The 25,537-nt window shown below is 73.8% G+C and carries 22 protein-coding genes; 9 read left to right on the forward strand and 13 right to left on the reverse strand.

Annotated elements, in window-relative coordinates:
• Nucleotides 1-45: 45 nt before the first annotated feature.
• Both A8713_RS04775 and A8713_RS04780 read left to right on the forward strand, forming a co-directional pair.
• The gene (locus A8713_RS04775) at nucleotides 46-240 is read left to right on the forward strand and encodes a hypothetical protein (RefSeq protein ID WP_018570143.1); all 195 of its coding nucleotides are present in this window, start codon (nucleotides 46-48) and stop codon (nucleotides 238-240) included.
• Between the two features lie 124 nt (nucleotides 241-364).
• Nucleotides 365-2,077: an ATP-binding cassette domain-containing protein gene (locus A8713_RS04780; protein ID WP_064531566.1), complete on the forward strand. Its 1,713-nt coding sequence runs from the start codon at nucleotides 365-367 to the stop codon at nucleotides 2,075-2,077.
• Between the two features lie 185 nt (nucleotides 2,078-2,262).
• Here A8713_RS04780 and A8713_RS04785 read toward each other — a convergent pair whose 3' ends face one another.
• Entirely contained in the window at nucleotides 2,263-3,762 is a 1,500-nt protein-coding gene (locus A8713_RS04785) for an SCO1417 family MocR-like transcription factor (protein ID WP_064531567.1), read from the reverse strand.
• Between the two features lie 99 nt (nucleotides 3,763-3,861).
• On the opposite strand from A8713_RS04785, the gene yczE reads away from it, so the two are divergent.
• The 4 genes from yczE (at nucleotide 3,862) to A8713_RS04805 (ending at nucleotide 7,378) form a co-directional block, all read left to right on the forward strand.
• Nucleotides 3,862-4,515: a membrane protein YczE gene (yczE, locus tag A8713_RS04790; protein WP_064531568.1), complete on the forward strand. Its 654-nt coding sequence runs from the start codon at nucleotides 3,862-3,864 to the stop codon at nucleotides 4,513-4,515.
• Nucleotides 4,512-5,279: a glycerophosphodiester phosphodiesterase gene (locus A8713_RS04795; RefSeq protein ID WP_064531569.1), complete on the forward strand. Its 768-nt coding sequence runs from the start codon at nucleotides 4,512-4,514 to the stop codon at nucleotides 5,277-5,279. Before yczE ends, A8713_RS04795 begins: the two co-directional genes overlap by 4 nt.
• Nucleotides 5,280-5,362: 83 nt before the next feature.
• Nucleotides 5,363-6,724, forward strand: a complete 1,362-nt coding sequence (locus tag A8713_RS04800; protein WP_064537242.1) for an MFS transporter — start codon at nucleotides 5,363-5,365, stop codon at nucleotides 6,722-6,724.
• A gap of 279 nt (nucleotides 6,725-7,003) precedes the next feature.
• On the forward strand, nucleotides 7,004-7,378 hold the full coding sequence (locus A8713_RS04805; RefSeq protein ID WP_003977404.1) for an RNA polymerase-binding protein RbpA: 375 nt from the start codon (nucleotides 7,004-7,006) through the stop codon (nucleotides 7,376-7,378).
• Between the two features lie 119 nt (nucleotides 7,379-7,497).
• Here the strand turns inward: A8713_RS04805 and fxsA are convergent, their stop codons facing one another.
• The 4 genes from fxsA to A8713_RS04825 all read right to left on the reverse strand — a co-directional run bounded on the left by fxsA (nucleotide 7,498) and on the right by A8713_RS04825 (nucleotide 11,578).
• Nucleotides 7,498-8,061: an FxsA family membrane protein gene (gene fxsA / locus A8713_RS04810; protein WP_064531570.1), complete on the reverse strand. Its 564-nt coding sequence runs from the start codon at nucleotides 8,059-8,061 to the stop codon at nucleotides 7,498-7,500.
• An 82-nt stretch (nucleotides 8,062-8,143) separates the two neighbouring features.
• The gene (locus A8713_RS04815) at nucleotides 8,144-8,944 is read right to left on the reverse strand and encodes a polyprenol monophosphomannose synthase (RefSeq protein WP_018570150.1); all 801 of its coding nucleotides are present in this window, start codon (nucleotides 8,942-8,944) and stop codon (nucleotides 8,144-8,146) included.
• A gap of 520 nt (nucleotides 8,945-9,464) precedes the next feature.
• Nucleotides 9,465-11,069, reverse strand: coding sequence for an amidohydrolase (locus A8713_RS04820; protein ID WP_064531573.1), 1,605 nt, complete (start codon nucleotides 11,067-11,069; stop codon nucleotides 9,465-9,467).
• Between the two features lie 68 nt (nucleotides 11,070-11,137).
• Nucleotides 11,138-11,578, reverse strand: a complete 441-nt coding sequence (locus A8713_RS04825) for an Lrp/AsnC family transcriptional regulator (protein WP_018570152.1) — start codon at nucleotides 11,576-11,578, stop codon at nucleotides 11,138-11,140.
• Between the two features lie 288 nt (nucleotides 11,579-11,866).
• On the opposite strand from A8713_RS04825, the gene A8713_RS04830 reads away from it, so the two are divergent.
• Nucleotides 11,867-12,307 (forward strand): hypothetical protein, encoded by a 441-nt coding sequence (locus tag A8713_RS04830; protein ID WP_064531574.1) that lies wholly within the window; start codon nucleotides 11,867-11,869, stop codon nucleotides 12,305-12,307.
• 225 nt (nucleotides 12,308-12,532) lie between these two features.
• On the opposite strand, the gene A8713_RS04835 is transcribed toward A8713_RS04830, so the two are convergent.
• The 5 genes from A8713_RS04835 to A8713_RS04850 all read right to left on the reverse strand — a co-directional run bounded on the left by A8713_RS04835 (nucleotide 12,533) and on the right by A8713_RS04850 (nucleotide 18,980).
• Nucleotides 12,533-13,705, reverse strand: coding sequence for an acyl-CoA dehydrogenase family protein (locus tag A8713_RS04835; protein ID WP_064531576.1), 1,173 nt, complete (start codon nucleotides 13,703-13,705; stop codon nucleotides 12,533-12,535).
• Between the two features lie 328 nt (nucleotides 13,706-14,033).
• Nucleotides 14,034-14,189, reverse strand: a complete 156-nt coding sequence (locus tag A8713_RS32960; RefSeq protein ID WP_107440583.1) for an SCO1431 family membrane protein — start codon at nucleotides 14,187-14,189, stop codon at nucleotides 14,034-14,036.
• A 157-nt stretch (nucleotides 14,190-14,346) separates the two neighbouring features.
• Nucleotides 14,347-15,735: a peptidase C39 family protein gene (locus tag A8713_RS04840; RefSeq protein ID WP_064531578.1), complete on the reverse strand. Its 1,389-nt coding sequence runs from the start codon at nucleotides 15,733-15,735 to the stop codon at nucleotides 14,347-14,349.
• 706 nt (nucleotides 15,736-16,441) lie between these two features.
• Nucleotides 16,442-17,986 (reverse strand): amino acid permease, encoded by a 1,545-nt coding sequence (locus tag A8713_RS04845; protein WP_064531580.1) that lies wholly within the window; start codon nucleotides 17,984-17,986, stop codon nucleotides 16,442-16,444.
• A 37-nt stretch (nucleotides 17,987-18,023) separates the two neighbouring features.
• Entirely contained in the window at nucleotides 18,024-18,980 is a 957-nt protein-coding gene (locus A8713_RS04850; RefSeq protein ID WP_064531582.1) for a hypothetical protein, read from the reverse strand.
• Nucleotides 18,981-19,253: 273 nt separating this feature from the next.
• On the opposite strand from A8713_RS04850, the gene A8713_RS04855 reads away from it, so the two are divergent.
• Nucleotides 19,254-19,877, forward strand: a complete 624-nt coding sequence (locus A8713_RS04855; protein WP_064531584.1) for a uridine kinase family protein — start codon at nucleotides 19,254-19,256, stop codon at nucleotides 19,875-19,877.
• A 518-nt stretch (nucleotides 19,878-20,395) separates the two neighbouring features.
• Complete coding sequence (locus tag A8713_RS04860; RefSeq protein WP_064531586.1) at nucleotides 20,396-22,264, forward strand: AAA family ATPase; 1,869 nt, start codon at nucleotides 20,396-20,398, stop codon at nucleotides 22,262-22,264.
• A gap of 118 nt (nucleotides 22,265-22,382) precedes the next feature.
• On the opposite strand, the gene A8713_RS04865 is transcribed toward A8713_RS04860, so the two are convergent.
• The 3 genes from A8713_RS04865 to A8713_RS04875 all read right to left on the reverse strand — a co-directional run bounded on the left by A8713_RS04865 (nucleotide 22,383) and on the right by A8713_RS04875 (nucleotide 25,534).
• On the reverse strand, nucleotides 22,383-23,462 hold the full coding sequence (locus tag A8713_RS04865; protein ID WP_064531588.1) for a hemolysin family protein: 1,080 nt from the start codon (nucleotides 23,460-23,462) through the stop codon (nucleotides 22,383-22,385).
• The gene (locus A8713_RS04870) at nucleotides 23,459-24,805 is read right to left on the reverse strand and encodes a hemolysin family protein (RefSeq protein ID WP_064531590.1); all 1,347 of its coding nucleotides are present in this window, start codon (nucleotides 24,803-24,805) and stop codon (nucleotides 23,459-23,461) included. The genes A8713_RS04865 and A8713_RS04870 overlap by 4 nt, the downstream gene beginning before the upstream one ends.
• 267 nt (nucleotides 24,806-25,072) lie before the next feature.
• Entirely contained in the window at nucleotides 25,073-25,534 is a 462-nt protein-coding gene (locus A8713_RS04875; RefSeq protein WP_064531592.1) for a PH domain-containing protein, read from the reverse strand.
• Between the last annotated feature and the right edge of the window lie 3 nt (nucleotides 25,535-25,537).

Genomic DNA, 25,537 nt, shown 5'->3' on the forward strand with positions numbered 1-25,537 from the left:
AAGGACTCAGGGTGACCGTCCCCCTTCGACACCAGGAGATCTCACATGATCCTCTCCATCTCAGGCGTCGTCCTGTTCGGCGTCATCGGCTTCGTCTTCTTCCGCAAGGACGGGCTCAAGCCCTCCCACGCGTGCGTGTCGACGCTGTTCGGCTTCTACCTGGCGAGCACCGCGATCGCGCCGAGCATCCGGGCCGGCGGCGAGAGCCTGGCCAGTCTGCTCGGCGGCATGCGGTTCTGACGCCCGCCCCGAGGACGTCCAGGATCCCGCGACCCCCGCGGTCCCCGAGGACTTCGCCCCCGGCCCGCTCCGTCCACGTGCCGGGGGCAACCCGGTCTCCCCTACGCACTCCCAGGAGGCAGCAGTGGCCCGGCGCCCCCTCCCCCGCATTCTGAGCACAGGCGGCGCGCAGCTCGCCCGGAGCCGGGAGCTGGCCCGGACGGCGGCCGACAGCGCCACGGACATCCTCCATCCGCTGATCACCATCGCCCGGGGTCTGGGCCGGCTCGCCGCGGCCGGCCGCCGCCGATGGGCGGAGACCCCCGGGGACCGGCGGGGACCGCTGCTGTTCCTGGTGGCCGCGGTGATCCTCACGGTGGCCCTGGTGCCGTACGGACCGCTGCTGGCCGCCCTCGTGGTGACCGCGGCCGCGGCCTGGCACGGACGCGACCGGACCCCGCCCGGACCCGACCCCGCCGAGGAGTCGCGCAACCAGCGCCTGAGCACGCTCTACGAGGCCCTGGTCCCGTACTTCTCCACGGCCGAGGACCCGTCCCCGCTGTACGCGCACGGCGGGGAGTGGCAGAAGGCGTTCCCCTCCTCCGCCTTCGACGACTCCGGCCGCCTGCGTCGGCTGCTGATCCGCTACCCGGCCTACTTCACCGACGGCGAGGCGGAGTCACGCGCGCGGATCGAGCATCTGCTGACCGCCAAGGCGGGCCGCGACCGGGAGTATCTCTTCGGCTGGAACGAGGAGGGCAACGAGCTGTCCCTCACCGCGCTGGATCCGCTGCCCACCGGCATCGCCGCCCAGCGGTTCGTCACCGCGCCCGGCGAGACGGTGCTCGGCTTCACCGACCCGAGCGAGGTGCAGCGCACGCTCCCCCTCACCTACGGCGAGGAGCAGCACGACGTGCCGCCGGTCGTCTGGCGCACCGGGCTGCGCTCCACCGAGCCGCATCTGCTGGCCATGGGCCAGCCGGGCAGCGGCACCTCCACGCTGCTGCGCTCGCTCGCCCTCCAGGCGCTCCGGCACGGCGACGTCGTGATCGTCGACGGCGGCGGCACCGGTGAGTACGCCTGTCTGACCGGCCGGGACGGCGTGCTCGCCGTCGAGTGCGGGCTGTCGGGGGTGCGGACGAGCCTGGAGTGGGCGGCCACCGAGACCGAGCGGCGGCTGATCGCCGTCAACCGGGCGCGGCAGGCCGGCCACCCGCCGCCGGCGGACACCAGGCGCCCGCTGTGGCTGCTGCTGGACCGGCCGACCGCGTTCACGCACCTGGCCGCGGCGGACGGCCGGGAGGACCCGCAGGCGCTGCTCCAGGTGCCGCTGCGGCACGGCCGCGCGGTCGATGTCACGGTCGTCGTCGCCGAGCAGTTCGACAGCGCGGAGGCGCTGAGCGACGCGCTGCGCCAGCACACGCGCGCGCGTGTCGTGCTCGGGCCCGCCACGGCGGAGCAGCTCAAGGCGGTGCTCGGGGCGCCGCCCCACACCACGCCGCCGCCGGTCGTACCGCCCGGACGCGGGTACGCCCGGCTGGGCACCGGGCCCGTGCACCGGCTCCAGGTGCCGGCGACCCCCGACCCGTACGACGACTCCGCCGGGGACGCGCTGCGCACGGCCGTGCAGGATCTGCTGCCGCCGAAGACCACACCGGCGGACGGCGAGACGGTCCCGGAGCCTCCGGAGGCGGTGGCCAGGTCCGCGAAGTCCGCCCGGTTCACCAAGTCCGTGCGGGCGGCCGAGGCGGCCGGGACGGAGACGGCGGACACGGAGGGGACGGAGGGGACGGAGGCGGCGGCGGAAGCGGTCGAGGAAGCGCTGGCGCCGGAGGCGGCCGTGGGCGAGCCGTCCTGAGCCGCCGGGCGGCGGCCTTCCCCGGCCGCGTCCGGGGACGACTCACCGCCCCCGCAGGCACCCGACTCCACCACCCGGACCGCCGCCGCCAGGCGGACCGCCGCCTTCTCCGCGACCGCCCCGCCACGGCGCACGGCAGCCGGATGCCCTCCCAGCTACGCAACCAACGCGCCCCGGCGCACGCGCTACGCCACGAACGTCCGCGGCGACTCGCCGCCCCCGGAGGCACCCGACTCCACCAGCCGGGCCGCCGCCGCCAGGCGGATCGCCGCCTCCTCCGCGACCGCTCCCGTCACGGTGAACGGCAGCCGGACATATCCCTCGAAGGCGCCGTCGACACCGAAGCGCGGCCCGGAGGGGACGCGGACGCCCACCCGCTCCCCCAGTTCCGCCAGGCGCGAGCCCGACAGTCCGCCCGTGCGCACCCACAGGGTCAGACCGCCCCGGGGGACCTCGAACTCCCAGGCGGGCAGCTCGCGGCGGACCGCCGCGACCAGCGCGTCGCGGTTGTCGCGGGCCTGGGCCCGGCGGAGCTCGACGGCCTGCTCCCAGCCGCCGGTGCCGAACAGCCAGTTGACGGCGAGCTGTTCCAGCACCGGGGTGCCCAGGTCGGCGTAGGCCCGCGCGGCGACGAGGCTGCGGATCACGTCGGGCGCGGCGCGCACCCAGCCGATCCGCATGCCCGCCCAGAACGCCTTGCTGGCGGATCCCACGGTGATCACCGTGGACCCGGCCGGGTCGAAGCCGCACACCCGCCGCGGCATCTCCACACCGGGATCGAGGTGCAGCTCGCTCATGGTCTCGTCGACGACGAGCACCGTGCCCGCCGAACGGGCCGCCTCCACCAGGCGGCGCCGCTGGTCCTCGTCGGCGAGGGCGCCGGTCGGGTTGTGGAAGTCGGCGACGACGTAGGCGATCCGGGGCGCGGCCTCCCGCAGCACCTGGCGCCAGCGGTCGACGTCCCATCCGGTCAGGCCCTCGGCCATGGCGACGGGCACCAGCCGGGCGCCCGCCTCGCGCATCAGCTGGAGGATGTTGGCGTAGGAGGGCGACTCCACGGCGATGCGCTCGCCCCGGCCGCCGAAGAGGTGGCAGATCGCGTCGATGGCGCCCATGGCCCCGGTGGTGACCATGATCTGCTCCGGCATGGTCGGGATGCCGAGGGCGGTGTAGCGGTCGGCGATCATCGCGCGCAGCGCGGGCAGCCCCGCCGGATAGTCGCCGTGGGTGTGCGCGTAGGGCGGCAGTTCCTCCAGGGCGCCCTGCACGGCGCGGGTGAGCCAGGGCTCGGGCGCGGGCAGCGCGGCGGTGCCCAGGTCGATCATCGACCCCAGGGCCTCCGGCGGGAGGGGCTCGAGCCCGCGCGCGGGCAGCGGGTTCCCGGCCGGGACGGCGGTCCAGCTGCCGGCCCCGCGCCGGGACTCCAGGAATCCCTCGGTGCGCAGCGCCTCGTAGGCGGCGGCGACGGTGGTGCGGCTGACGGACAGGGCCAGGGCCAGTTCGCGCTCGGCGGGCAGCCGGGCGGCCACGGGGACGCGGCCCTCCAGGACCAGCAGTCGGATGCCGTCCGCGAGTGCCCGGTAGGCGGGCGGGCGGCGGGAGCCGGGCCCCGCCGGCCGGTCCTGCTGGGAGCTGAGCTGCCGGGCGAGCTGCGCCGCGCCCACCGCAGAAGTCCACTGTGCCATGCCGACCAGTCCACCTTCCCCGAATTGGCCATGGATGGGTCTCTTCCCCACGCCACAGAGTGTCACGCGTCAGTCCACTTCCACCATCAGGGGGGCACTTTGTCCACGCCGGACCGCCTCGGGCGGCGCCTCGTCCAGCTCTACGCGGGTCTCGCGCTGTACGGCGCCAGTTCCGCGCTCCTCGTGGAGGCCGGACTCGGCCTGGAACCCTGGGGCGTACTGCACCAGGGCCTGGCCGAGCTGACCGGGCTCACGATCGGAGTGGTGTCGATCGCGGTGGGGGCGGTGGTGCTGCTGCTGTGGATCCCGCTGCGCCAGCGGCCCGGCCTCGGCACCGTCTCCAACGTGTTCGTCGTCGGACTGGCCATGGACGGCGCCCTCGCCCTGGTGCCGGACGCGCACACCCTGGCGGTGCGGATCCCGGTGCTGGTGGCGGGCGTCCTGCTCAACGGCGTGGCGACGGGCCTGTACATCTCCGCCCGCTTCGGGCCCGGCCCCCGGGACGGGCTGATGACGGGGCTGCACCGGCGCACCGGCCGGTCGATCCGGCTGATGCGCACGGCCGTCGAGGTGGCGGTGGTGGCCACCGGCTTCGCCCTCGGCGGCACCATCGGCGCGGGCACCGTGCTGTACGCGGTCTCCATCGGGCCGCTGGCCCAGTTCTTCCTGCGCGTCTTCGCCGTGCCCCGGGCTCCCGGCAGCGGCGCCGCCGTTGCCGGTGGTACACCCGAACGGGTGATACTGCGTCCGTGACCACGCACGTACGCCACCCCTATCTCGACCATCCGGGCCCGATCGCCTTCGCGCACCGCGGCGGGGCGGCCGACGGCCTGGAGAACACGGCGGCCCAGTTCCGGCGGGCGGTGGAGCGGGGCTACCGGTACATCGAGACCGATGTGCACGCCACCGCCGACGGACGTCTGGTCGCCTTCCACGACGCGACGCTCGACCGGGTGACCGACGGCGCGGGCCGGATCGCCGACCTGCCGTGGCGGGAGGTGAGCCGGGCGCGGGTGGCGGGCCGCGAGCCGGTCCCGCTCTTCGAGGAGCTGCTGGCCGCCTTCCCCGAGGTGCGCTGGAACGTCGACGTCAAGGCGGAGCCCGCGCTGCTGCCCCTGCTGGACGTGCTCGACCGCGTGGACGCCTGGGGGCGGGTGTGCGTCGGATCGTTCTCCGAGGCGCGCGTGGTGCGGGCGCAGCGGCTGGCGGGGCCGCGGCTGGCCACGTCGTACGGCAGGCGCGGGGTGCTGGAACTGCGGCTGCGCTCCTGGGGTGTGCCGCTCGTGCCGCGCCGCTCGGCGGTGGCCGTGCAGGTGCCGGTGTCCCAGTCGGGCGTCCCGGTGGTCGACCGGCTGTTCGTCCGCGCGGCGCACGCGCGGGGGCTGCACGTGCATGTGTGGACGGTCAACGAGGCGGCGGAGATGCAGCGGCTCCTGGACCTCGGCGTCGATGGCATCATGACCGATCACATCGACACGCTGCGTACGGTCCTTCAGGAGCGGGGCGTCTGGGTCTGAGCCCGGCGCGTCCGGGTCCCGGGCGGCGCGGCGGCAGCGGCGGGGAGGCGAGGGCGCGAGTGGGTACCGGCACCGTGGGGGCCATGGGCGTCCCCCCTGGGCGGAGCACGACGGCCTCCCCCGAGGACGGCGACGGCGCCGCGCGGCGACGCGAGCAGCGCGGCTGGTACGTCTACGACTGGGCCTGCTCCGTCTACTCGACCAGCGTGCTCACCGTGTTCCTCGGGCCGTACCTCACCACGGTGGCGCGGGCCGCCGCCGACGCCGACGGGTATGTGCACCCGCTGGGCGTCCCGGTGCGGGCCGGGTCGTTCTTCGCGTACTGCGTCTCGGTGTCCGTGGTGGTCGCGATCGTGCTCATGCCGATGGCGGGCGCGGCGGCGGACCGCACCGGCCGCAAGAAGCCGCTGCTGGCGGCCGCCGCCTATGTGGGCGCGGCGGCGACGGCGGGCCTGTTCTTCCTGGACGGCGACCGCTATCTGCTCGGCGGTCTGCTGCTGATCGTGGCCAACGCCTCGGTCGCCGTCTCGATGGTCCTCTACAACTCCTATCTGCCGCAGATCGCGGCCCCCGACGAGCGCGACGCGGTCTCCTCCCGGGGCTGGGCGTTCGGCTACGCGGCCGGGTCGCTCGTCCTGGTGGCGAATCTGGTGCTGTTCACCGCGCACGACTCCTTCGGGGTGTCCGAGGCGATGGCGGTGCGCATCTGCCTGGCCTCGGCGGGGCTGTGGTGGGGCGTCTTCACCCTCGTGCCGCTGACCCGGCTGCGCGACCGGCGCACGGACCGGCCGGCGCCGTCCGGGCGGCACGGCTGGCGCCGGCTGGCGGCCACGGTGCGGGACATGCGCGGCAAGCCGCGCACGCTGGCCTTCCTGCTGGCGTACCTCGTCTACAACGACGGCATCCAGACGGTGATCTCGCAGGCGTCGGTGTACGGCTCGGAGGAACTGGGGCTCGGCCAGTCGACGCTGATCACGGCGGTGCTGATGGTGCAGGTGCTGGCGGTGGCCGGGGCGCTCGGCATGGGACGGCTGGCCCGGGTGCACGGGGCCAAGCGCACGATCCTCGGGTCACTGGCCGCCTGGACGGTGATCCTGGCCGCCGGGTTCTTCCTGCCGGCCCGCGCGCCGGTGTGGTTCTTCGTGCTGGCGGCCGGGATCGGGCTCGTCCTCGGCGGCAGCCAGGCGCTGTCCCGGTCGCTGTTCTCGCATCTGGTGCCGCCGGGCAAGGAGGCGGAGTACTTCTCGGCGTACGAGATGAGCGACCGGGGGATGAGCTGGCTCGGGCCGCTGCTGTTCGGGCTCACCTATCAGCTGACCGGGAGCTACCGGGACGCGATCGTCTCGCTGGTGGTGTTCTTCGTGATCGGGTTCGCGCTGCTCGCGCGGGTGCCGGTGGGGCGGGCGATCCGGGACGCGGGGAATCCGGTGCCCGACCGGATTTAGCACTGAGGGCGAAAGCGCTGTAGTGTACGCGTTTGGCCTGCCAGGCGTACCGTTACTGCGCGTCAAAGATGCCGAAACGCTGGGTGACATCTCCTTGCAGATGTGACAAACCGGGCGCCGGTGGGTACTGCACTGGTTGACAAGGCTGCGGCTACGACGGCGACACATGACCCGGAACGGGACATCGGAACGGGAATCTTTACCGCCGACCGGACGTTGACCGGATGACGACGACAGCGACACCTGTCCTGTGGGCGACAAGCCCGGGAGGCACGATTCATGAGTGAGCGAGCTCTTCGCGGCACGCGCCTCGTGGTGACCAGCTACGAGACGGACCGCGGCATCGACCTGGCCCCGCGCCAGGCCGTGGAGTACGCATGCGAGAAGGGACATCGCTTCGAGATGCCCTTCTCGGTCGAGGCGGAGATCCCGCCGGAGTGGGAGTGCAAGGTCTGCGGGGCCCAGGCACTCCTGGTGGACGGCGACGGCCCGGAGGAGAAGAAGGCCAAGCCGGCGCGTACGCACTGGGACATGCTGATGGAGCGGCGCACCCGCGAGGAGCTCGAAGAGGTCCTCGAGGAGCGTCTCGCCGTGCTGCGGTCCGGGGCGATGAACATCGCTGTTCATCCCCGGGACAGCCGCAAGAGCGCGTAGTCCCGCGTGGCGTGAGCCGGTTACCAGCGCATCTCAAGCAGGACGGGCGCCGTACGTGATCCACGTACGGCGCCCGTCCTGTTCTGTTCTCCGGGGCGTGCCCCGGCCGGGCGGCCCGGTCAGCGGTTCAGCGGCGGGCGCTGCTCGCGCGGGGCGTCGCCGGGCCGGTCGTCCCTGATGACCTCGCCCTGGACGACCTTGCCGTCGGGGCGGTGCATACGGGCCTGCTGGAAGGCGTCGCCCAGGGTGCCCGGACCGACCGTGCGGAGCCTGCGCTCCACCGTGCGCTCGGCGAGGCGGCCGACGGCCCGCTGGATCGGCGGGAGAAGCAGCAGCAGACCCGCCACGTCCGAGATCATGCCGGGGATCATCAGGAGCAGGCCGCCCAGCATCATCAGGCCGTTGCCCCCGCGCCGGTCGGAGGGGGCGGTGCCGCGCTGGAGCGTCTCGTTGAGGTTCTGGAAGGCGCGGCGGCCCGCCCGCTTGATCACCACGGCGCCGAGCACGAAGGCGGCCACCAGCAGCAGGAACACGGTCAGTCCGCCGGCCGCGCCCGCCACGAGCGTCAGCAGCCAGATCTCCAGCACCAGCCACACGGCCACGCCCAGCGGCAGGAACCTGCGCAGCCGCGAGCGCCGGGGCCTGGTGGTGGAGTGCGGGGAGGTCGGAGCGCCTGTCGTCATACTCCCAGTGTGCCTGGGCCCGGCTCAGCACGGGATAAGCGGGTGCCCACGGCCGGACGGGGGCGGGCACCGGCGCCGGACCCTACGAGCGGGTGCCGCCGCCCCGGCCGGTGAGCTTGGTCACGCGCTCCCCCACGCCCCAGGAGGTGACCCGCCACAGGGCCTCGGCGACGATGTCGCGGCTCATCTTGGAGTCGCCGAGCTCGCGCTCCACGAAGGTGATGGGCACCTCGACGACGTGGAAGCCGGCCCGGATGGCGCGCCGGGCCAGGTCGACCTGGAAGCAGTACCCCTGGGAGGCCACCTCGTCCAGGCCGAGACCCTCCAGGGTCTCGCGCCGGAACGCCCGGTAGCCGCCGGTCACGTCGCGGATCGGGACGTCCAGCATGAGCCGCGAGTAGGTGCTGCCGCCGCGGGAGAGGAACTCGCGGGACTTGGGCCAGTTGACCACGCGCCCGCCCGGCACCCAGCGGGAGCCGAGGACCAGGTCGGCGCCCTTGAGGGCGGTCAGCAGCCTGGGCAGTTCCTCGGGCTGGTGGGAGCCGTCGGCGTCCATCTCGACCAGCACGCCGTAGTCGCGCTCCAGGCCCCAGCGGAAGCCCGCGAGATAGGCGGCGCCGAGCCCTTCCTTGCCCTTGCGGTGCAGGACGTGGACGCGCCCGTCCTCCCCGGCCAGCTCGTCGGCGAGCTTGCCGGTGCCGTCGGGGCTGTTGTCGTCGGCCACGAGGACGTGCGCCTCGGGAACGGCCTTGCGGACCCGGCCCACGATCGACTTGATGTTCTCCGCCTCGTTGTAGGTCGGAATGATCACCAGTGCCGTACCGAGCGGACCGAACCGCCTCTCCTTGGCCCCAGCCGCGAGGGTGCCGTCGCCGTGGTTCACTGCTGCCCCTTCATGTCCGTACGCAGGGGACCACCATAGTGGCCACGGCCTGGGCTGATGCGACGCGACGTGCATTCCGGGGTGTCGGTTCCGCCGGAGTGGGGTAAGAATCCTCTTTTTCGCAGAGAGGGCCCGGCGCCCTTCGGGCCGACCTGGGACCCGCTGGCTGCGGATCGACCGAGAGCCGTTGTCTACTGAGCGACCGGGCCCCACCCGGGTCACACCTCGCCGACCGCCCGGAACGTTCCCCCGCCGACGCGGACGCTGAGCCTGGCTCCCAGCGACGGTGACCCGGTGCGGCACACCGTCCCTGACCCAGCGGCGCTGCGACGCGGGTACGGACGTTCCCCGGCCGTGCGTCCGGTGGTGGACCCGGCAGAACCTACCGGCCACCTGCCGTCGCCTGTCAAACACGGATCTGACCTGCCCGGACGGCCCCATCGGTGCGCCGGGTGCCGAGGATGCGCAGGTCGCGCGACGGGGCGGCGGGCGATCACCGCCGCCGCGCCGCCCCCGTAGATCACTCGCCCGGCCGTACGAAGACGGTCCGGCCGCCCACCACCGTCCGCAGGCAGACGGGCAGTTCGCGGCCCGCGCCGAGGTCGGGCAGGCCCGGGGTGCCCGAGCGCGGGTCGGTCGACCAGCGGGCGACCCGGTCGTCGGGGGCCTGGACGACCAGCTCGCCGGTGCGCCACACGGCGTAGTCCGCGGGCGCGCCGGGCACCAGGACACCGGCGTCGTCACGGCCGGTCGCGCGCCAGCCGCCGCGGGTGTGGGCGGTGAACGCGGCCCGCACCGAGATCCGGTGCTCGGGTGTGCGGTGGAAGGCCGCCGCCCGCACGGTGCCCCACGGGTCCAGCGGGGTGACGGGGCTGTCGGAGCCCAGGGCGAGCGGGACACCGGCGCGCAGCAGCGCGGCGAACGGGTTCAGGGTCCGTGCCCGCTCGGGGCCGAGCCGCCGGGCGTACATGCCGTCCTCGCCGCCCCACAGCGCGTCGAAGGCGGGCTGCACGGACGCCGTGAGCCCCAGCTCGGCGAAGGCCGCGATGGTCTGCGGGGTGAGCATCTCGGCATGCTCGACGCGGTGCCGGGCGGCGCGCACGCGGGCCGGGCCCACCTTCTCGGCGGCGGCGCGCAGTCCGTCCACGACGGCGGTGACGGCGGCGTCGCCGATGGCGTGGAATCCGGCCTGGAGGCCGGCCTCCGTGCAGGCGGTGACGTGGGCGGCGACGGCGTCCGCGTCGAGGTAGGAGGTGCCGGTGCTCCGGGCGTCGGCGTACGGCGCGTGCAGACAGGCGGTGTGCGAGCCGATGGAGCCGTCGACGAAGAGGTCCCCGGCCGCGCCGAGCGCCCCGAGGCGGCGCGCCTTGTCGACGTCCTCCTCGGCCCAGTAGCCGACGACCCGGGGGCCGGGCTCCTCGGCGGCGAGGGCGAGCAGGCCGGTGAAGTCGTCCTCGGAGGAGATGTCCGGGCCGCCGCACTCGTGGACGGAGCCGATGCCCAGGGAGGCGGCGCGGGCGAGCGCGGCACGCTGCGCCGCGGTGCGCTGGGCGGGCGTGACGGCGCCGAACGCGGCGGCCCGCACCGCGTGGTGGGCACCGGCGGTCAGCGGGCCGTCCACGGGTCCGGAGACGGCCGGTACCAGGTCGAGGAGGGCGGTGGTGACGACCGCGGAGTGGACGTCGATCCGGCTGAGGTAGAGCGGGCGTCCGCCGGTGGCCTCGTCGAGTTCCGCGCGCGTGGGCGGGCGCCCGCCGGGCCAGCGGGCCGCGTCCCAGCCGTGGCCGAGCAGGACCCGGTCGCCGGGGCGGGCGGCGGCGAAGTCGCGCACCCGGGCCAGGGCCGCCTCCAGGGAGGGCGCGTCGGACAGGTCGAGGCCGGTGAGCGCGAGACCGGTGCTCGTGGTGTGCACATGGGCGTCGGTGAACGCCGGGGTGACCAGGGCGCCGTCCAGGTCGACCACCTCGTCGACACCGTCCGCGAAGGCGTCGGCGGCACCCTCGGAGCCGACCCAGGCGACATGTCCGGCCTCGACGACCATGGCGGTGGCGAACGGGTCGGCGGGACTGTGGACCTCGCCGCGGCGGAGGAGGACGGTCTGCGGTTCGGCGGTGCGCTCACTCATGCGCCCCAGTCTCGCGCCTCACCCGCGCGCTCCCGCACGCAGGGCCGGTGCCCCGCGTGCCGGGCCGCTCAGATCCGCGGGGGGCGCGCCTCGTAGGGGGTCGACAGGACCACCGTGGTACGCGTCGACACGCCCGCCAGGGTCCGCACCCGGGCCAGCAGCTCCTCCAGTTCGTGCGGGGTGGCGACGCGCACCTTGAGGATGTAGTTCTCGTCGCCGGCCACGCTGTGGCACGCCTCGATCTCGGGCACACCGGCCAGGCGGTCCGCGATGTCGTCGGGGGCGCTGGGGTCGAAGGGTTTGACCGAGATGAAGGCGGTCATGGGCAGCCCGACGGCCTCGGCGTCGACGACCGCGGCGTATCCGCGGATGACGCCACGCTGTTCGAGCCGCCGCACCCGCTGGTGCACGGCAGACGTGGACAGGCCCGTGGCCTTGCCCAGGTCGGTGTAGCTCATCCGCCCGTCCTTGACGAGCAGCTGCACGATCTGTCGGTCCAGCTCCTCCATGGCGCAAGAACCTACAGTGCGGTTGATCTCTCCGACACCTCGGCGGCCCGGGCCGCGCCGCCTTCGGGCCGGGTCCGCCCGGGATCCCTCCGGCAGGGGGCGCCGACCGGGGCGCACCGGAGGACAAACGGGACGCGGCGGGCACCTGTGCGTGGCATGTGACCAACGCCACAAACAGCCGGGCGCGCTTCGTGATGTCCTCGTGATTACCGCCGAGACCGGACGGGAAGTGCTTGCTGTGGTCGAGGCCGCAGCGCCTTCACGGCCCAGCCTTAGGGGGAGAATCCCATGCAGAGTCTTAAGCGCCCTGGTCGTTCCGTGCCCAAGCGGCAGCAGCCGGTGATCGAGCCCCAGCCGGAGGGCGTCGAACCGGACGAGTTCGGCGAGGACTTCGACGCCTACGACACCTTCGAGATGTTCCGGGTGGTCTGCCCGGAGTGCGCGCAGCCCATCGCGCTGCTGGCGGACGAGGAGATCCTGCCGGAGCACGCGCTGTGCGCCTCGCCGTGGAACCCGTTCGGCCTCACCGTCTGCGCCGGCACCGGCCGCAACGCCACGGAGGCCCGGCCCGCGGACGAGTCCGCCGGACCCCAGGAGCAGCAGACCGCCCTGCTGCTGACGCTCCCGCAGGGGCTCGACTGGCGGATGCAGCCCTTCTCGCACGTCGGCGGTCCGGGCTCGCGCCCGATGCGGACGGCCGCGCCGGCGATGCGCCGCCAGGCCGCCTGAGCGGCCGGGCGCCGCCCGGCCTCGGCCTCCGCCGCTCTTCGCCCTTCTTCGCTTCTCTTCACCGCTGTCCACGGCCGCCGCGGCCTTCCGCGGCACCTTCCCGTGCCATGGGCGCGTAACGGCGCGCCCTGGTGCGGGGTCCGTGCGCCCGCGCGCGCTGCCGGGACGCGGCTGCCCCTGACGGGTCCGGACGGCTGCTCGCCGCCGGACCCCGCCCCGGGCGGTTCAGCGGGTCTCGGGTCCGGCCACGTGCCGGGCGACGACCATGCGCTGGATCTGGTTGGTGCCCTCGACGATCTGGAGCACCTTGGCCTCGCGCAGATAGCGCTCGACCGGGAAGTCCGCGGTGTAGCCGTATCCGCCGAGCACCTGGACGGCGTCGGTGGTCACCTTCATCGCCGCGTCCGTGCAGAACAGCTTGGCCATGGCGGCCTGCCGGGAGAACGGCTTGCCGGCGTCGCGCAGCCGGGCCGCCGCCAGATAGAGCGACCGGCCCGCCTCGATCTGGGTCGCCATGTCGGCGAGCATGAAGCGCAGCCCCTGGAAGTCGGCGATGGGCCGCCCGAACTGGTACCGGTCGGTGGCGTACCCGACCGCCTCGTCCAGGGCCGCCTGCGCCACGCCTATGGCGCAGGCCGCGATGCCGAGCCGTCCCGAGTCGAGCGCGGCCAGTGCGATGGCGAAGCCCTGGCCCTCCTCGCCGAGCCGCCGGTCGTCGCCCACCCGCACCCCGTCGAGGTGGAGCTGCGCGGTGGGCGAGCCCTTCAGGCCCATCTTCTTCTCCGGCGCGGCGGCGCTCAGCCCTTCGGCGTCGCCGGGCACCAGGAAGGCGGTGATCCCGCGCGGGCCGGGTCCGCCGGTGCGGGCCATGACCGTGTAGAAGTCGGCGATGCCGCCGTGGGTGATCCAGGACTTGGTGCCGCTGAGCACCCAGCCGTCGCCGTCGCGGACCGCCTTGGTGCTGAGCGAGGCGGCGTCGGAGCCGGCGGCGGGTTCGGACAGGGCGTAGGCACCGAGCAGTCCGCCGCCGAGCATCGCGGGCAGGTGCTCGGCGCGCTGCTCCTTGCTGCCGTACGTGGCGAGCCCGTAGGCGGCCAGGGTGTGCACGCTCAGGCCGAGGCCCACGGTGAGACGGGCCGCCGCCAGCTCCTCCAGGACCTGGAGGTAGACCTCGTAGGGCTGCTCGCCGCCGCCGTGCTCGGCGTCGTAGGGCAGGCCGAGCAGTCCGGAGCGGGACAGCAGGCCGAAGACCTCGCGCGGGAAGCGTCCGGCGTCCTCCTCCTCGGCCGCCTTCGGGGCGATCTCGCGCTGGGCGATGTCGCGGACGAGCGAGATCAGCTCCCGGGCCTCGTCCGTGGGCAGTTGCCGGTCCACCGGCTGCGGGGCGCGGTCGGGCATGGCGACGCTCTCCTCCCTGTCGGGCACTGGCGGACAGCACCCTGTGGGGCGGCTCCGCCGGGGGTCTCCTCGGGCCTGCCGACGGCTGCCCTCCCGGGTCGCGGGAAGCGGCTGACCAGCGGCTGTGCGCTGTGAGTATGCCCGATCAGAGGCATGGAGTCACCGGTTAACGACCGCTTACTTCAAGAAAGGCCGAACCACGTTCCCGCGAGCCGGCGGATCGGCGCCCGGCAGGGGTGCGGCAAGGGTGTCCCTGCGGCCGGGCAGGAGTGGACCGGCGGCCGGACAGGGGCCGGACGGAAGAGGCAGCGGCGGGAGTGCGGGCGGGTCAGAGGAGACCGAGCTGGGCGACGAGCATGGCGATCACGACGACCAGCGTCCAGCCGAGTACGTGTTCGACGATCTTGGCGCCGTCGCCGTCGTCCTGGGGGCCGCCGGTGCGGACGCGGGCGGGTGCGGCGGCGGTGGCCGATGGAGCGCTCATGATCTCTCGCAGGGTCTGACGGGCCGGGTGGACTCCCCCGCGGGCACTGCGCCCGCCTCCCGTCCACCTTGCCACCCATGGCGCCCGCGGCGGCGGAGAGCTTGGTCACAGGAAAGGCCCCGGTCGCCCGGGGCCTTCGCGCGCGTGCGCCGCCCGGTCAGCGCACGCCCACCGCCTGGAGCGCCGAGCGCCGGCGCGGGGAGAGGCGCACGGGGAAGTACAGGTAGCAGACACCGCCGCTGCCGGAGACGACCTTCCCGGCGTCGTTGTGGCGCTTGGTCCTGAGCCAGATGTTCTCGAACTCACGGCGCCGGTAGACGCGCCGTACCGCCTCGTCGCCGGGAGAGGCCGGGTCGTTCGCGATCACGTCCCCCTCGGCGGTGAAGCCGACGACCGTCATCAGATGGCCGGAAGTGCCGTAACCGGCGCCGGTCAGCTCGGACTTGAGGAAGGACTGGGACGTGACGACCGGGAGACCGGCGGCGATCAGCGTCTCCAGGTCGGTGAGCGAGCCGAGCCGGGTGACCACGCCCTGGAGGCCGTCGAACGTCGCGGCGTAGGCCGCGTTGAAGGGCCAGTTGCCGCACCCCTCGTACTGGCTGTCGTAGGTGGAGCGGGCCGCGTGGCAGACCTGCGGGTCGGCGTAGGACGGGTCGACCCAGGCCAGTTGGGCGGGGGTGAGCCGGCCGCCCAGGTACTCCACGGCCATCTGCGAGGAGGTCGGGCTGCACCACGCCTCGCCGCCGTTGTCGTACTGCGGGTACTGGCCCGCGTGGATCTCCTGCGAGTAGCGCGGGACGCCGAGTTCCGTGCCCACGGCGCCGGGTGCGGAGGCGGGGACGGTGAAGCGGTCGGGCACGTCTGAGCCCATGGCGCCGACCCGGTGGACGGTCGGCGTGAGACGGGTGCCGGGCCTGCGGTACAGGGTGAGCCGCAGCCGGTAGGCGGCCAGGCGCAGACCGGAGGCCGGGTCGTCCACGGAGAGGGTGTCCGTCCAGACCGTGCTTCTGCCGTCGCTCTGGTCGTCGACGGAGGTCCGCTTGATGTCCTGGTCACCGGCGGCCCAGCGGCCCATCACGTACCAGGGGGTGTCGGTGCCGTCGGAGTACGTGCCCCGCAGCTCCGCCTGGAGCCAGGTGCCGGGCGGGGTGTGCGCGTTCCAGGAGGCGATCGCCTCGGTGGCGGGGACGGCGAGGCGGTGGCGCGGGCCGGTCCAGGTGGCGTACTCCCACCGGGCGGTGGTGCCGGTGTGCGGGTCGGTGTAGTCGGTGGTGCCCGCCGGGGCGGCGATCTCCAGGCCCGCGCGGGGGCCGGGTGACACCCGGGTGCCGTGCCCGGTGCCGCCGCGCCAGTCGCTGTACGTCGTCCAGGCGCGGTAGTCGACGGGGCGGGCCGGGGTGCGGCCGGCGCCGGAGAGGATGCCGGGGCCGGCGGAGTCCGCCGGACCGCGCGGTGCGGCGGCGGCCGGGGTGACCGTGCCCGTCACGGCGGCGGCGACCGCGGCGGCCAGGACGGATCGGCGGGAGGGTTGTTCGAGTCCGCTCATGGGTGGAAGACCCCCAGGTGTCCGAGTCGGGGCGGGTGACCGGTCCGTGCACGGGATGCGCCCACTATGGCGGCGGCGACCGCCTCCTGCCAGCACTTCGTCGCACGCCACGCCCAGCAATATTGGTCTCCACCACTGGCATGGGACGCGCATCGGCGCAGGTCGGGGACTCGGGTGGGGATGGCACCGCGGGACGCCCCGGGGTGACCCGGGCGCCGAGGGGTGCCGGGGCCGGAGGCCGGGGCAGAGGCCCGGAGGCGGGGGCCGGCGCCTCCGGTGGGCCGGAGGCCGGGGCAGAGGCCCGGAGGCGGGGGCCGGCGCCTCCGGTGGGCCGGGGGCCGGGGCCCGGCGCCCTCAGGACCGCGCGGGCCCGGCCGGGCCACCCGGGGCCGCGCAGGCCGAGCCGGGGCCGACAACCCGGCACCGGACAGCCCTGGGCACCGTCCCGGAGGCGCCGCCCCGGACCGGAGCCCGGACGGACGGCGCCGTCTCCGGCCGGTGGTCCGACGAGCGACCGACCGCAGGGTCCACCCGGGCTTTCGCGGGACTCCGCTCGACGGGACCCCGCTCGGCAGGCCCCCGCAGGGCCGGGGGCCTCCGGTCCCGCCCGTCCCGCCCGCTCACCCCGCGATCAGGGCCCGGTCCACCGGGGAACCGGGCCCGGCGCGGTGCCCGCCGGATCCGCCGGGCACCCGTGAGCGCCCCCTCAGATCAGGTCCATCGCCGCGACCTCGTCCGGGCGGCCGTAGCTGACCGGGCCCTGGAAGCGGCGGCGGGCCGTGGCGAACCACCAGACGGTGGCGACGAGCAGGACCACGCCGAGGGCGATCGGGGCGTAGTTGAAGGAGTCAGCGGTGATCGGCGACGCCTGCGGGAGCATGAACAGGACGCTGCTCAGCGCGATCCAGGTGACGGCCACGACGCCGACCGGGCGGCTCCAGCGGCCCAGGTGCCACGGGCCCCGCTGGAACTCGTCGCCCAGGCGCAGCCGGAGCAGGATCGGGACGGCGTAGGCGAGGAAGAGCCCGACGACGTTGACGCTGACGATGGCGGTGAAGGCGGTGTGCGACCACCAGCCGGGCAGGATCAGGGCAAGCGAGCAGGCGACCGCCAGCCAGACGGCCTTGACGGGGGTGCGGGTGCGCGGGGAGACCGAGTGCCACCAGCGGGAGCCGGGCATGGCGCCGTCCCGGGAGAATGCGAAGATCTGCCGGGTGTTGCTGGTGAGGTTGGCCAGTCCGCAGAAGAGCATGGCCCCGATGACGATCAGCAGCAGCGCCTTGGCCGTGCCCAGGCCGAGCGCGTCGATGAGGATCTGGACGGGCGGCGCGTCCGTGCTCGCCACATGCGCGTAGTCCCGAATGCTGTAGACGAGCGCGAGCATGAGGATCAGGCCGGTGATCGCGGAATAGCCGATGGCGCGGACGATGCCCCGGGGCGCGTTGACGGTCGCCTGCACGGTTTCCTCGGACATGTGGAAGCTGCCGTCGAAGCCGGTGAAGGTCCAGCTGGTGACCAGCAGACCGAGGAGCCCGCCGTAAAGTCCGCTTGTGAAACCGGTGTTGTTCGCGAAATGCGTGACGAACGACGCCGGACGGTGATGATCGGGGACGGCGATCAGCGCGGTGACGATGACCACCATCCCGATCAGCAGCCACCACACGGAGATCCGGTTCAGCACCGCGACCAACTGCACCGTGAAGGTGTTGGCGAGCCCCTGGAGCACGATGATGAGCGCGGTGATCAGCACCGTCTGGTGGGCGGTCGGCCGGTAGTCGGACCACTGGAGCGCGATGAACGCCTGGATGAAGGTGGCCGCCGCGTACCCGGTGGCCGCGGTGCCGCCCACCTGGCCGACGAAGTTCAGCCAGCCGGTGTACCAGGACCAGGCGCCCTTGTGCCGGCGGGCGAGTTTGCCCGCCGAGAAGTACAGCGCGCCGCTCGTCGGATAGGCGGAGGCCACCTCGCCCATGGCGGCGCCGACGAAGAGCACCATGACGGAGACGCCGATCCAGCCGAATACGAGAATGCGGGGGCCGCCCGCGTTCATTCCGAATCCGAAGGACGAGAAAATACCGGAGATTATATTGATGATGGTGAAGGAGATCGCAAAATTGTCGAACGCCTTGAAACGGCGGGTGAGTTTTCTCGGATAACCCATCGCGTGCAGGGTCGCGTCGTCGTCGAACGCGCCCGGGGCGGCGGCTGCGCCACGGTTTCTCGCACGTGGGAGCTGTATCCGTTCCGACACGGTCGGCCTCTCTCTCGGTGGGGGGTCGGACAAGGGTTCAGGGGGAGGTCGGCACCGGCAGGCCGCAGGCCCGCCGCGCCCGGGACAACTGCTCCACGGGGTCGCCGAAGACGCACCACGGCATCCGGGATGCGTAGGGGCCCATGGCGGTGAGCACCGCACGGGCCTCGAACTCGCAGCCGGCCAGGACCAGCGCATGCGCCAGATAGGCCAGGTCCAGCACCGGTGTGAACCGGTAACCGGCCACCGCGGGCAGCCAGTTCCGGTAGATCGCCAGCGCGGCGGAGCGCCACTGCGGCTGCTCCCAGACCCGGTCGGCGAGCAGTTGCGAGGGGTCGTAGCTCTCCACCAGCGCGACCAGCGGCAGCAGCCGCAGCGCCGAGTCGGCGGGCGCGCGCTGGCTCAGGAAGGCGGCCACGTCCCAGGCCGCGTTGACCGAGCCGCCGTGCCGGGTGAAGAAGAAGGCCAGAAATCGGTGGTGCGCCTCGCGGTGCCAGGGGTCCAGGGAGAGGATGTGCGCGAACAGCCGCCAGGGTCCGGGCGGAGCCGTCAGCAGGCCCTGCGGCGCGGGGTCGCGCAGCCGGTGCAGCCGGGCCATGGCCAGCTTGGCCGCATAGGGCGTGGGGTCGGCCGGGTCCACCGCCGAGGCCCGGTCGCAGGCCGACAGCGCTATCCGCTCCAGCGCGGCGGCCCGCTCGTCGCGGGCGTCGGCCGCGCGCAGCGCCCGGTGCACCGCCACCCGCGCCCAGACCAGGGCGGATTCGGGGCCGGGTTCCTCGGCCAGCCAGCGTTCGGCGAGATCGGAGTCGGCGGCCTCCGAGGCCAGCACCAGGGAGCGGTGCGCCCGCAGCCCGAAGTCGGCGCGTGTCTCGGCGAGAGCCGTACGGGCACTCGCCCAGCGGCCGGCCCGGATGTCCACGCACACACTCGCGAGTACGCGGTCGTCCGCCGCCGGGTGCCAGACGTACTGCCCGTCGAATAACCCAGCGGTCATCTTCCCCCTGCCGTTCCCGCACGATGCCTCACGGTGCGCTCACGGCACTTTACTCAGCACGAGGCACAACCGGAACGCGATTCTCGACATGTTCGTCCCGTGATTGCCGGTGCGGCGAGGGGGACTTGAGGGTGTTCCGACGCGCGTTCCCCGAATGTGCGCGCGGCGGTGTCGCGCACGTCCGGTATGACCGGTCACTAGAATGTTCCCGGTAAATATGCCATCACGTCGGTACCCGCCCCTCCGCCCGCACCGCTCCCCCCGGGAACAGCCATTCACTCCCTCGCCGCCCGGCTGCGCCGCCTCCCCCCGTCCTGCGGCCCCGTCCGCCTGATCGGCGTCGACGGGCACGCCGGGTCGGGGAAGTCCACCTTCGCCGCCCGGCTGGCCGCGGCGCTCGGCGGTGCGCCGGTCCTGCACCTGGACGACGTCGCGAGCCACGCGGAGCTGTTCGGGTGGGACGCGCGGCTGCTGCGTGAGGTGATCGGTCCGCTCAGCCGGGGCGAGAACGCCCGCTACGCGCCCTACGACTGGCGGGCGCGGCGCTTCGGCCCCGCCTCGCGCACGCTGGCGCCCGCGCCGGTCGTCCTGGTCGAGGGGGTGGGCGCGGGCCGCCGGGCGCTGCGCCCGCATCTGGCCCGGCTGCTCTGGATGGACCTGCCGCGCGAGGAGTCCTGGGCCCGCGGCCGGGCCCGGGACGGCGCGGAGCAGCGGGAGTTCTGGTCCGGGTGGGTCGAGGCGGAGCGCCGGCACTTCGCCGCCGACCCCTCCCGGCCCTTCGCGGATCTCCTGGTACGCCGGTCCGCCGAGGGGTACGAGGTACTGCCCGGCCCCGCGGGAGCGGCTGGTCCGGACCAAGTCGCTACGCAGGGTGAGGACCCGGAGGCAATGTGCTGAACTTGTGAAGGCACCTGTGGAGGAACTTGGTCCAGTGTCCCAACTTCGCTTGACCGGGGGCCCGTACAGGTCTTACGTTCTCAATGTGCGGTCATCGAAGACCGCCCACTGACGCGAAGCCCCCGGTTGTTCCCCCGTGACCGGGGGCTTCGTTCTGCCCGGACACCGCTATCCGGACGCCGGACGGCTCCATTCGGTCACCCACGGTCACTAAATCGGATGTACTGTCTCCGCTCCCTTTCCGCTCCCGCCCCGCGCCCGCCCCGCACCCGTCCCGCGCCCCTCCTGCTCCGGTCCCGCTCCCGCTCTTCTCGCGGTCCGCTCCTCCCGCGCCGAACGGGGTGCACCGCACCCTTCGGCGGGCGACGGCCCCGCAGGTACGATGCCCTCGGTGCGGCCTTCGAACGACTGCTTCGCGCACCTGCAACTCCGGTCCGCGGCACAGCGGTTCGACCAAGGCGGCCACCGGGCGACCGTCCGGCGGCCAACCTACGGGGGCACGGTCTGTGGGGGACGTGATGGACTTCGGCACGCAGGGCCCCGAGGCCCCGGCCGACCTCGCCTGGCTGCGGGGCGTGGACGCCTACACCATGGGCGCCTATCCGCAGGCCGAGGAGGAGTTCCGGGCCGCGGTGGAGATGGATCCGGCGATGGCGGACGGCTGGCTGGGACTGCACGCGCTGCGCGTCGACACGACGACCGCGCTGCTGCGGATGTTCCGCCACCGCGACCGCTTCGGCGAGCAGCGCACCCGGCACCGCCGCACCCTCAACTCCTGGTACTGGCTCGGCTGGTGGGTGCAGCCGGTGCTGGAGAGCCCCCGCGATCTGCTGCTCGCGCACGCCTCGCACTGGCTGGACGGCCGCCATGTGCCCGAGCTGGACCGGGCGCTGGCCGGGCTGCCGCCGGTGGACACCGACGCCCAGGTCCGGTTCCTGCACGCCTGCCGGGCCTATCTGGTCAAGGACTGGGAGCAGCTCGTACGGCACACCGACCCGCTGGTCGACGACGCGATGCTCGGCATAGAGGCCGGGCTGTTCGGCGGCATGGCCCGGGTCAGGCTGGAGATGTACGGACAGGCCGAGCCGCTGCTGTCGGCCGCGCTGATGCGGTGCCGCAGCGAGCAGCCGCAGCGCAAGGAGCTGCGCTACTGGCTGGCGCGGGCGCACGAGGGCACCGGCCGCAGCGCCGCAGCGCTCCCCCTGTACCGGGCGGTGCACCGGGTCGACCCCGCCTTCATGGACACCTCGGCACGGCTCGCCGCCATCGCCGAGGGCGACGGCTACGACGACGAGGCCGCCGACTTCGCCGCGGTCACCCTCGCCGGGGCCGGCCAGGACAGCGTGGACGGCCCCGACGTGCTGGACCCGCTGTTCGGCACCGAGGGCCGGGACCTGCGCCTGGACGAACCCGATCCGCCCGCCGCCGGACCGTTCCCGCCGCCGGCCGGACCCGCGGTGCGCGAGCGCGGCACGGGCGCGGGCGGTCCGCTGCCCAGCGGTCCCACCGACCCCGCGTTACTTGAGCAGGCGCTCGCCGAGCTGGAGCGCATGGTGGGGCTTGAGCCGGTGAAACGCCAGGTCAAGGCGTTGTCGGCACAGTTGAACATGGCCCGGCTGCGCGCCGGGCAGGGGCTGCCCGTACAGCCGCCGAAACGACACTTCGTCTTCTCCGGCCCCTCCGGCACCGGCAAGACCACCGTCGCCCGGATCCTCGGCCGCGTCTTCTACGCGCTCGGCCTGCTCGGCGGCGACCATCTGGTGGAGGCCCAGCGCGCCGACCTGGTCGGGGAGTATCTGGGCCAGACCGCCGTCAAGGCCAACGAGCTGATCGACTCCGCGATCGGCGGGGTGCTCTTCGTGGACGAGGCGTACTCGCTGTCCAACTCGGGGTACGGCAAGGGAGACGCGTACGGCGACGAGGCCCTCCAGGTGCTGCTGAAGCGGGCCGAGGACAACCGGGACCACCTGGTGGTGATCCTCGCCGGCTATCCCGAGGGCATGGACCGCCTGCTGGCCGCCAACCCCGGTCTCTCGTCCCGCTTCACCAGCCGCGTGGACTTCCCCTCGTACCGTCCCGGCGAACTCACCGAGATAGGCAAGGTGCTGGCCGCGGAGAACGGCGACCAGTGGGACGAGGAGGCGCTGGACGAGCTGGGCTCCATCGCCGCGCACGTGGTCGACCAGGGCTGGATCGACGAACTCGGCAACGGCCGGTTCCTGCGCACCCTGTACGAGAAGAGCTGCGCCTACCGCGACCTGCGCCTGTCCGGCTATCCCGGCACCCTGACCCGCGACGATCTGGCGACCCTGCGGCTGCCGGACCTGATGCAGGCGTACGGCGAGGTGCTGTCGGGCCGGGGCCCGCAGGATCCGTCGGCCCTGTGACGGCGCCCGCGGCCCGTCGCGCGGCCCCGCGGTCCTGACGGACGAGGGCCCGGCCGGGCCGGGACGTGCCCGAGCCCGCGGCCGGGCGGCCGCGGGCTCGGGCGGGTGGGCGTCCGGCTCAGGTGGCGAGAGCCTGTTCACCGCTGGGGCGGGGTTCGGTGAGGCGGATCTCCGGGGCCGCGCGGTGGGCGGGGTCGCGGACCTCGCCGACGAGCAGTTCCAGGACGTCCTCCAGCGCGACCACGCCGAGCACCCTGCCGGAGGCGTCCGCCACCTGGGCGAGATGGGTGGCGGCGCGGCGCATCACGGTCAGCGCGTCGTCGAGCGGCAGCTCGGACCTCAGCGTCGTCATCGGGCGCCATATCCGCTGCGGGACGGCCCGGTCGGAGTCCTCCAGGTCGAGGACGTCCTTGACGTGCAGATACCCCATGAAGGCGCCGTTGCCCGCGGCGACCGGGAAACGCGAGTACCCGGTGCGGGCGGTGAGCGCGACGATCTCGCCGGGGGTGACCGACGGGCTGACCGTCACCAGGGCGTCGCGGCGCAGCAGCACGTCCAGGACCGGCCGGGAGCCCAGCTCCAGCGCGTCCTCCAGGCGCTCCTGCTCCTCGGGGCCGAGGAGCCCGGCCTGCCCGGAGTCCTCCACCAGCCGGTTGAGCTGTTCGCTGGTGAAGACGGCCTCGACCTCGTCCTTGGGCTCGACCCGGAAGAGCCGCAGGATGCCCTGGGCGCAGGCGCCGAGCGCGACGGTGACGGGCTTGCAGACGCGGGCGAAGGCGACCAGGCCGGGGCCGAGCCACAGCGCGGCCTTCTCCGGGGCGGCCATCGCCAGGTTCTTCGGCACCATCTCGCCGATGACCAGGTGGAAGAAGACCACGGCGGCCAGCGCGATGACATAGCCCAGCGGGTGCACCACGCCGTGCGGCAGATGCATCCAGGTGAAGACCGGCTCCAGCAGCTTCGCCACCGTGGGTTCGGCGACGGCGCCCAGGGTCAGCGAGCAGACGGTGATGCCGAACTGGGCGGCGGCCATCATCTGCGGCAGCCGCTCCAGGCCGTGCAGGACCTGGCGGGCGCGGGCGGTGCCGAGCGGCTCGATCTGACTGCGGCGCACGGAGACGAGCGCGAACTCGGCGCCGACGAAGAAGCCGTTGGCCAGTACCAGCAGGGCGGCCAGGACCAGTTGGAGCACGCTCATCGGGCGGCCTCCGTGACGGCCTCGGCGGTGTCGGCCGCGGTGGCCGTGCGGACCAGGCGGACCCGTTCGGCGCGGTAGTGGCCGACCTGGCGCACGGACAGCCGCCAGCCCGGCAGTTCGGCCCGGTCGCCGGGGGCCGGGATGCGGCCGAGCAGATCGGCGACCAGCCCGGCGACGGTCTCGTACGGGCCCTCGGGCGCGTCCAGGCCGATGCGGCGGAGCAGGTCGACCCGGCAGCCGCCGTCGGCGTCCCAGGCGGGCCGGCCGTCCTCCGGCGGTACCGGGGCGAGTTCGGGCACGTCCTTGGCGTCGTGCTCGTCGCGGACCTCGCCGACGAGTTCCTCGACGATGTCCTCCAGGGTGACGACGCCCGCGGTACCGCCGTACTCGTCGACGACGACCGCGATGGGCTGCTCGCTGCGCAGCTGCGCCAGCAGCGGCTGCACCGGCAGGGTCTCGGGGACCAGCAGCGCGGGCCGGGCGATACGGCCGACCGGGGTGCGCAGCCGCTCGTGCGCCGGGACGGCGAGGGCGTCCTTGAGATGGGCCATGCCGACCACCTCGTCGATCTTCTCCTGGTAGACGGGGAAGCGGGACAGCCCGGTGGCCCGGGTGAGGTTGACCACGTCCTCGGCGGTCGCGGAGAACTGGAGGGCGCTGACCTTCACGCGCGGCGTCATCACGTGCTGCGCGGTCAGCTCGCCCAGGGACAGGGTGCGGACGAACAGGTCGGCCGTGTCCTGCTCCAGGGCGCCGGCCTGGGCCGAGTGCCGGGCCAGCGAGACCAGCTCGCCGGGGGTGCGGGCGGAGGCCAGCTCGTCGGCGGGCTCCACGCCCAGGGCCCGTACCAGCCGGTTGGCGACGGTGTTCAGCGCGGCGATCACCGGGCGGAACAGCCGCGAGAAGTGGCGCTGCGGGCCCGCGACGAACCGCGCGACCTGCAACGGCCGGGAGACCGCCCAGTTCTTGGGGACCAGCTCGCCGATCACCATCTGGAGGGCGGAGGCGAGCAGCATGCCGACGACCACGGCGACACCGGAGACGGCGCCCGCGGGCAGGCCGGTCGCGGTGATGGGGCCGTGCAGCAGCTCGGCCAGCGCCGGTTCGGCGAGCATGCCGACGACGAGGGAGGTGATGGTGATGCCGAGCTGGGTGCCGGAGAGCTGGAAGGACAGCTCGCCCAGCGACTCGACGACCGTACGGGCGCGTCGGTCGCCGTCGGCCGCGGCCTTCTCGGCGTCCGGGCGCTCGACCGTCACCAGGCCGAACTCCGCCGCGACGAAGAAGCCGTTGGCGAGGATCAGCAGGAGGGCCGCTCCGAGGAGCAGCAGGGGGAGGGTCATGATGCCGCCGCCTGAGTGCGCGGGCGGACCGCTCGGTCGCGGTGCGCGCTATGTCGGCAGGGGGCGGCGCAGGTACTGCAGGACGATCCGTCCATCGCCGGAGGGAGTCACTCCTCGGGTAGCAGGAACCCCTGGCACCGGGCGGCGCTCAGGGGCGGGGACGCAGCGACACGTCTCCGCCCACCAGATTAATCAAGTCCGGGCCGGATGCGTCAGGGCGGAGGACCCCGAGCCGCCCCCGAGGTTCACCCCGGAGGCGGGTGCGGGTCACGCGCCGCGGGTCTGCTCCGGGTCCGCGGTGGCGTGCGACTCGACGAGGGCACGCAGCGCGCGGGCGTCGGCGATGGCCCGCTGCCTTGCGATTCCGGGCTGGATGCCCAGTACGGGCAGGCTGGTGCCGTCGCTCAGGTTGAGGAACACCCAGGGGTCGCCGGGCCGCAGATTCACCTGGAGGACCTGCGGCCACTCCAGATGACGCCGGGATGCGATGTTCACCACAGTGACGCCGGAGTCGTCGGCGACCACCTTCGGCCGGGCCAGCAGCGCCAGCACGCCGGCCAGCAGGGCGCCGGTGAAGACGAAGCTGATGCGTTCGCCCGGGGTGAGCTGTTCCAGCAGGACGGCCACGGCCGCGATCACGACGAAGATCGCGGCCCCCGCGGAGAGCAGCACCGCGCGGGTGTGCCCCGGCCGGAAGGTGACGGGAAGGGCGGGCGGCAGGTCGGACATCGG

Source organism: Streptomyces sp. SAT1 (assembly GCF_001654495.1).
GTDB classification, from domain to species: domain Bacteria; phylum Actinomycetota; class Actinomycetes; order Streptomycetales; family Streptomycetaceae; genus Streptomyces; species Streptomyces andamanensis.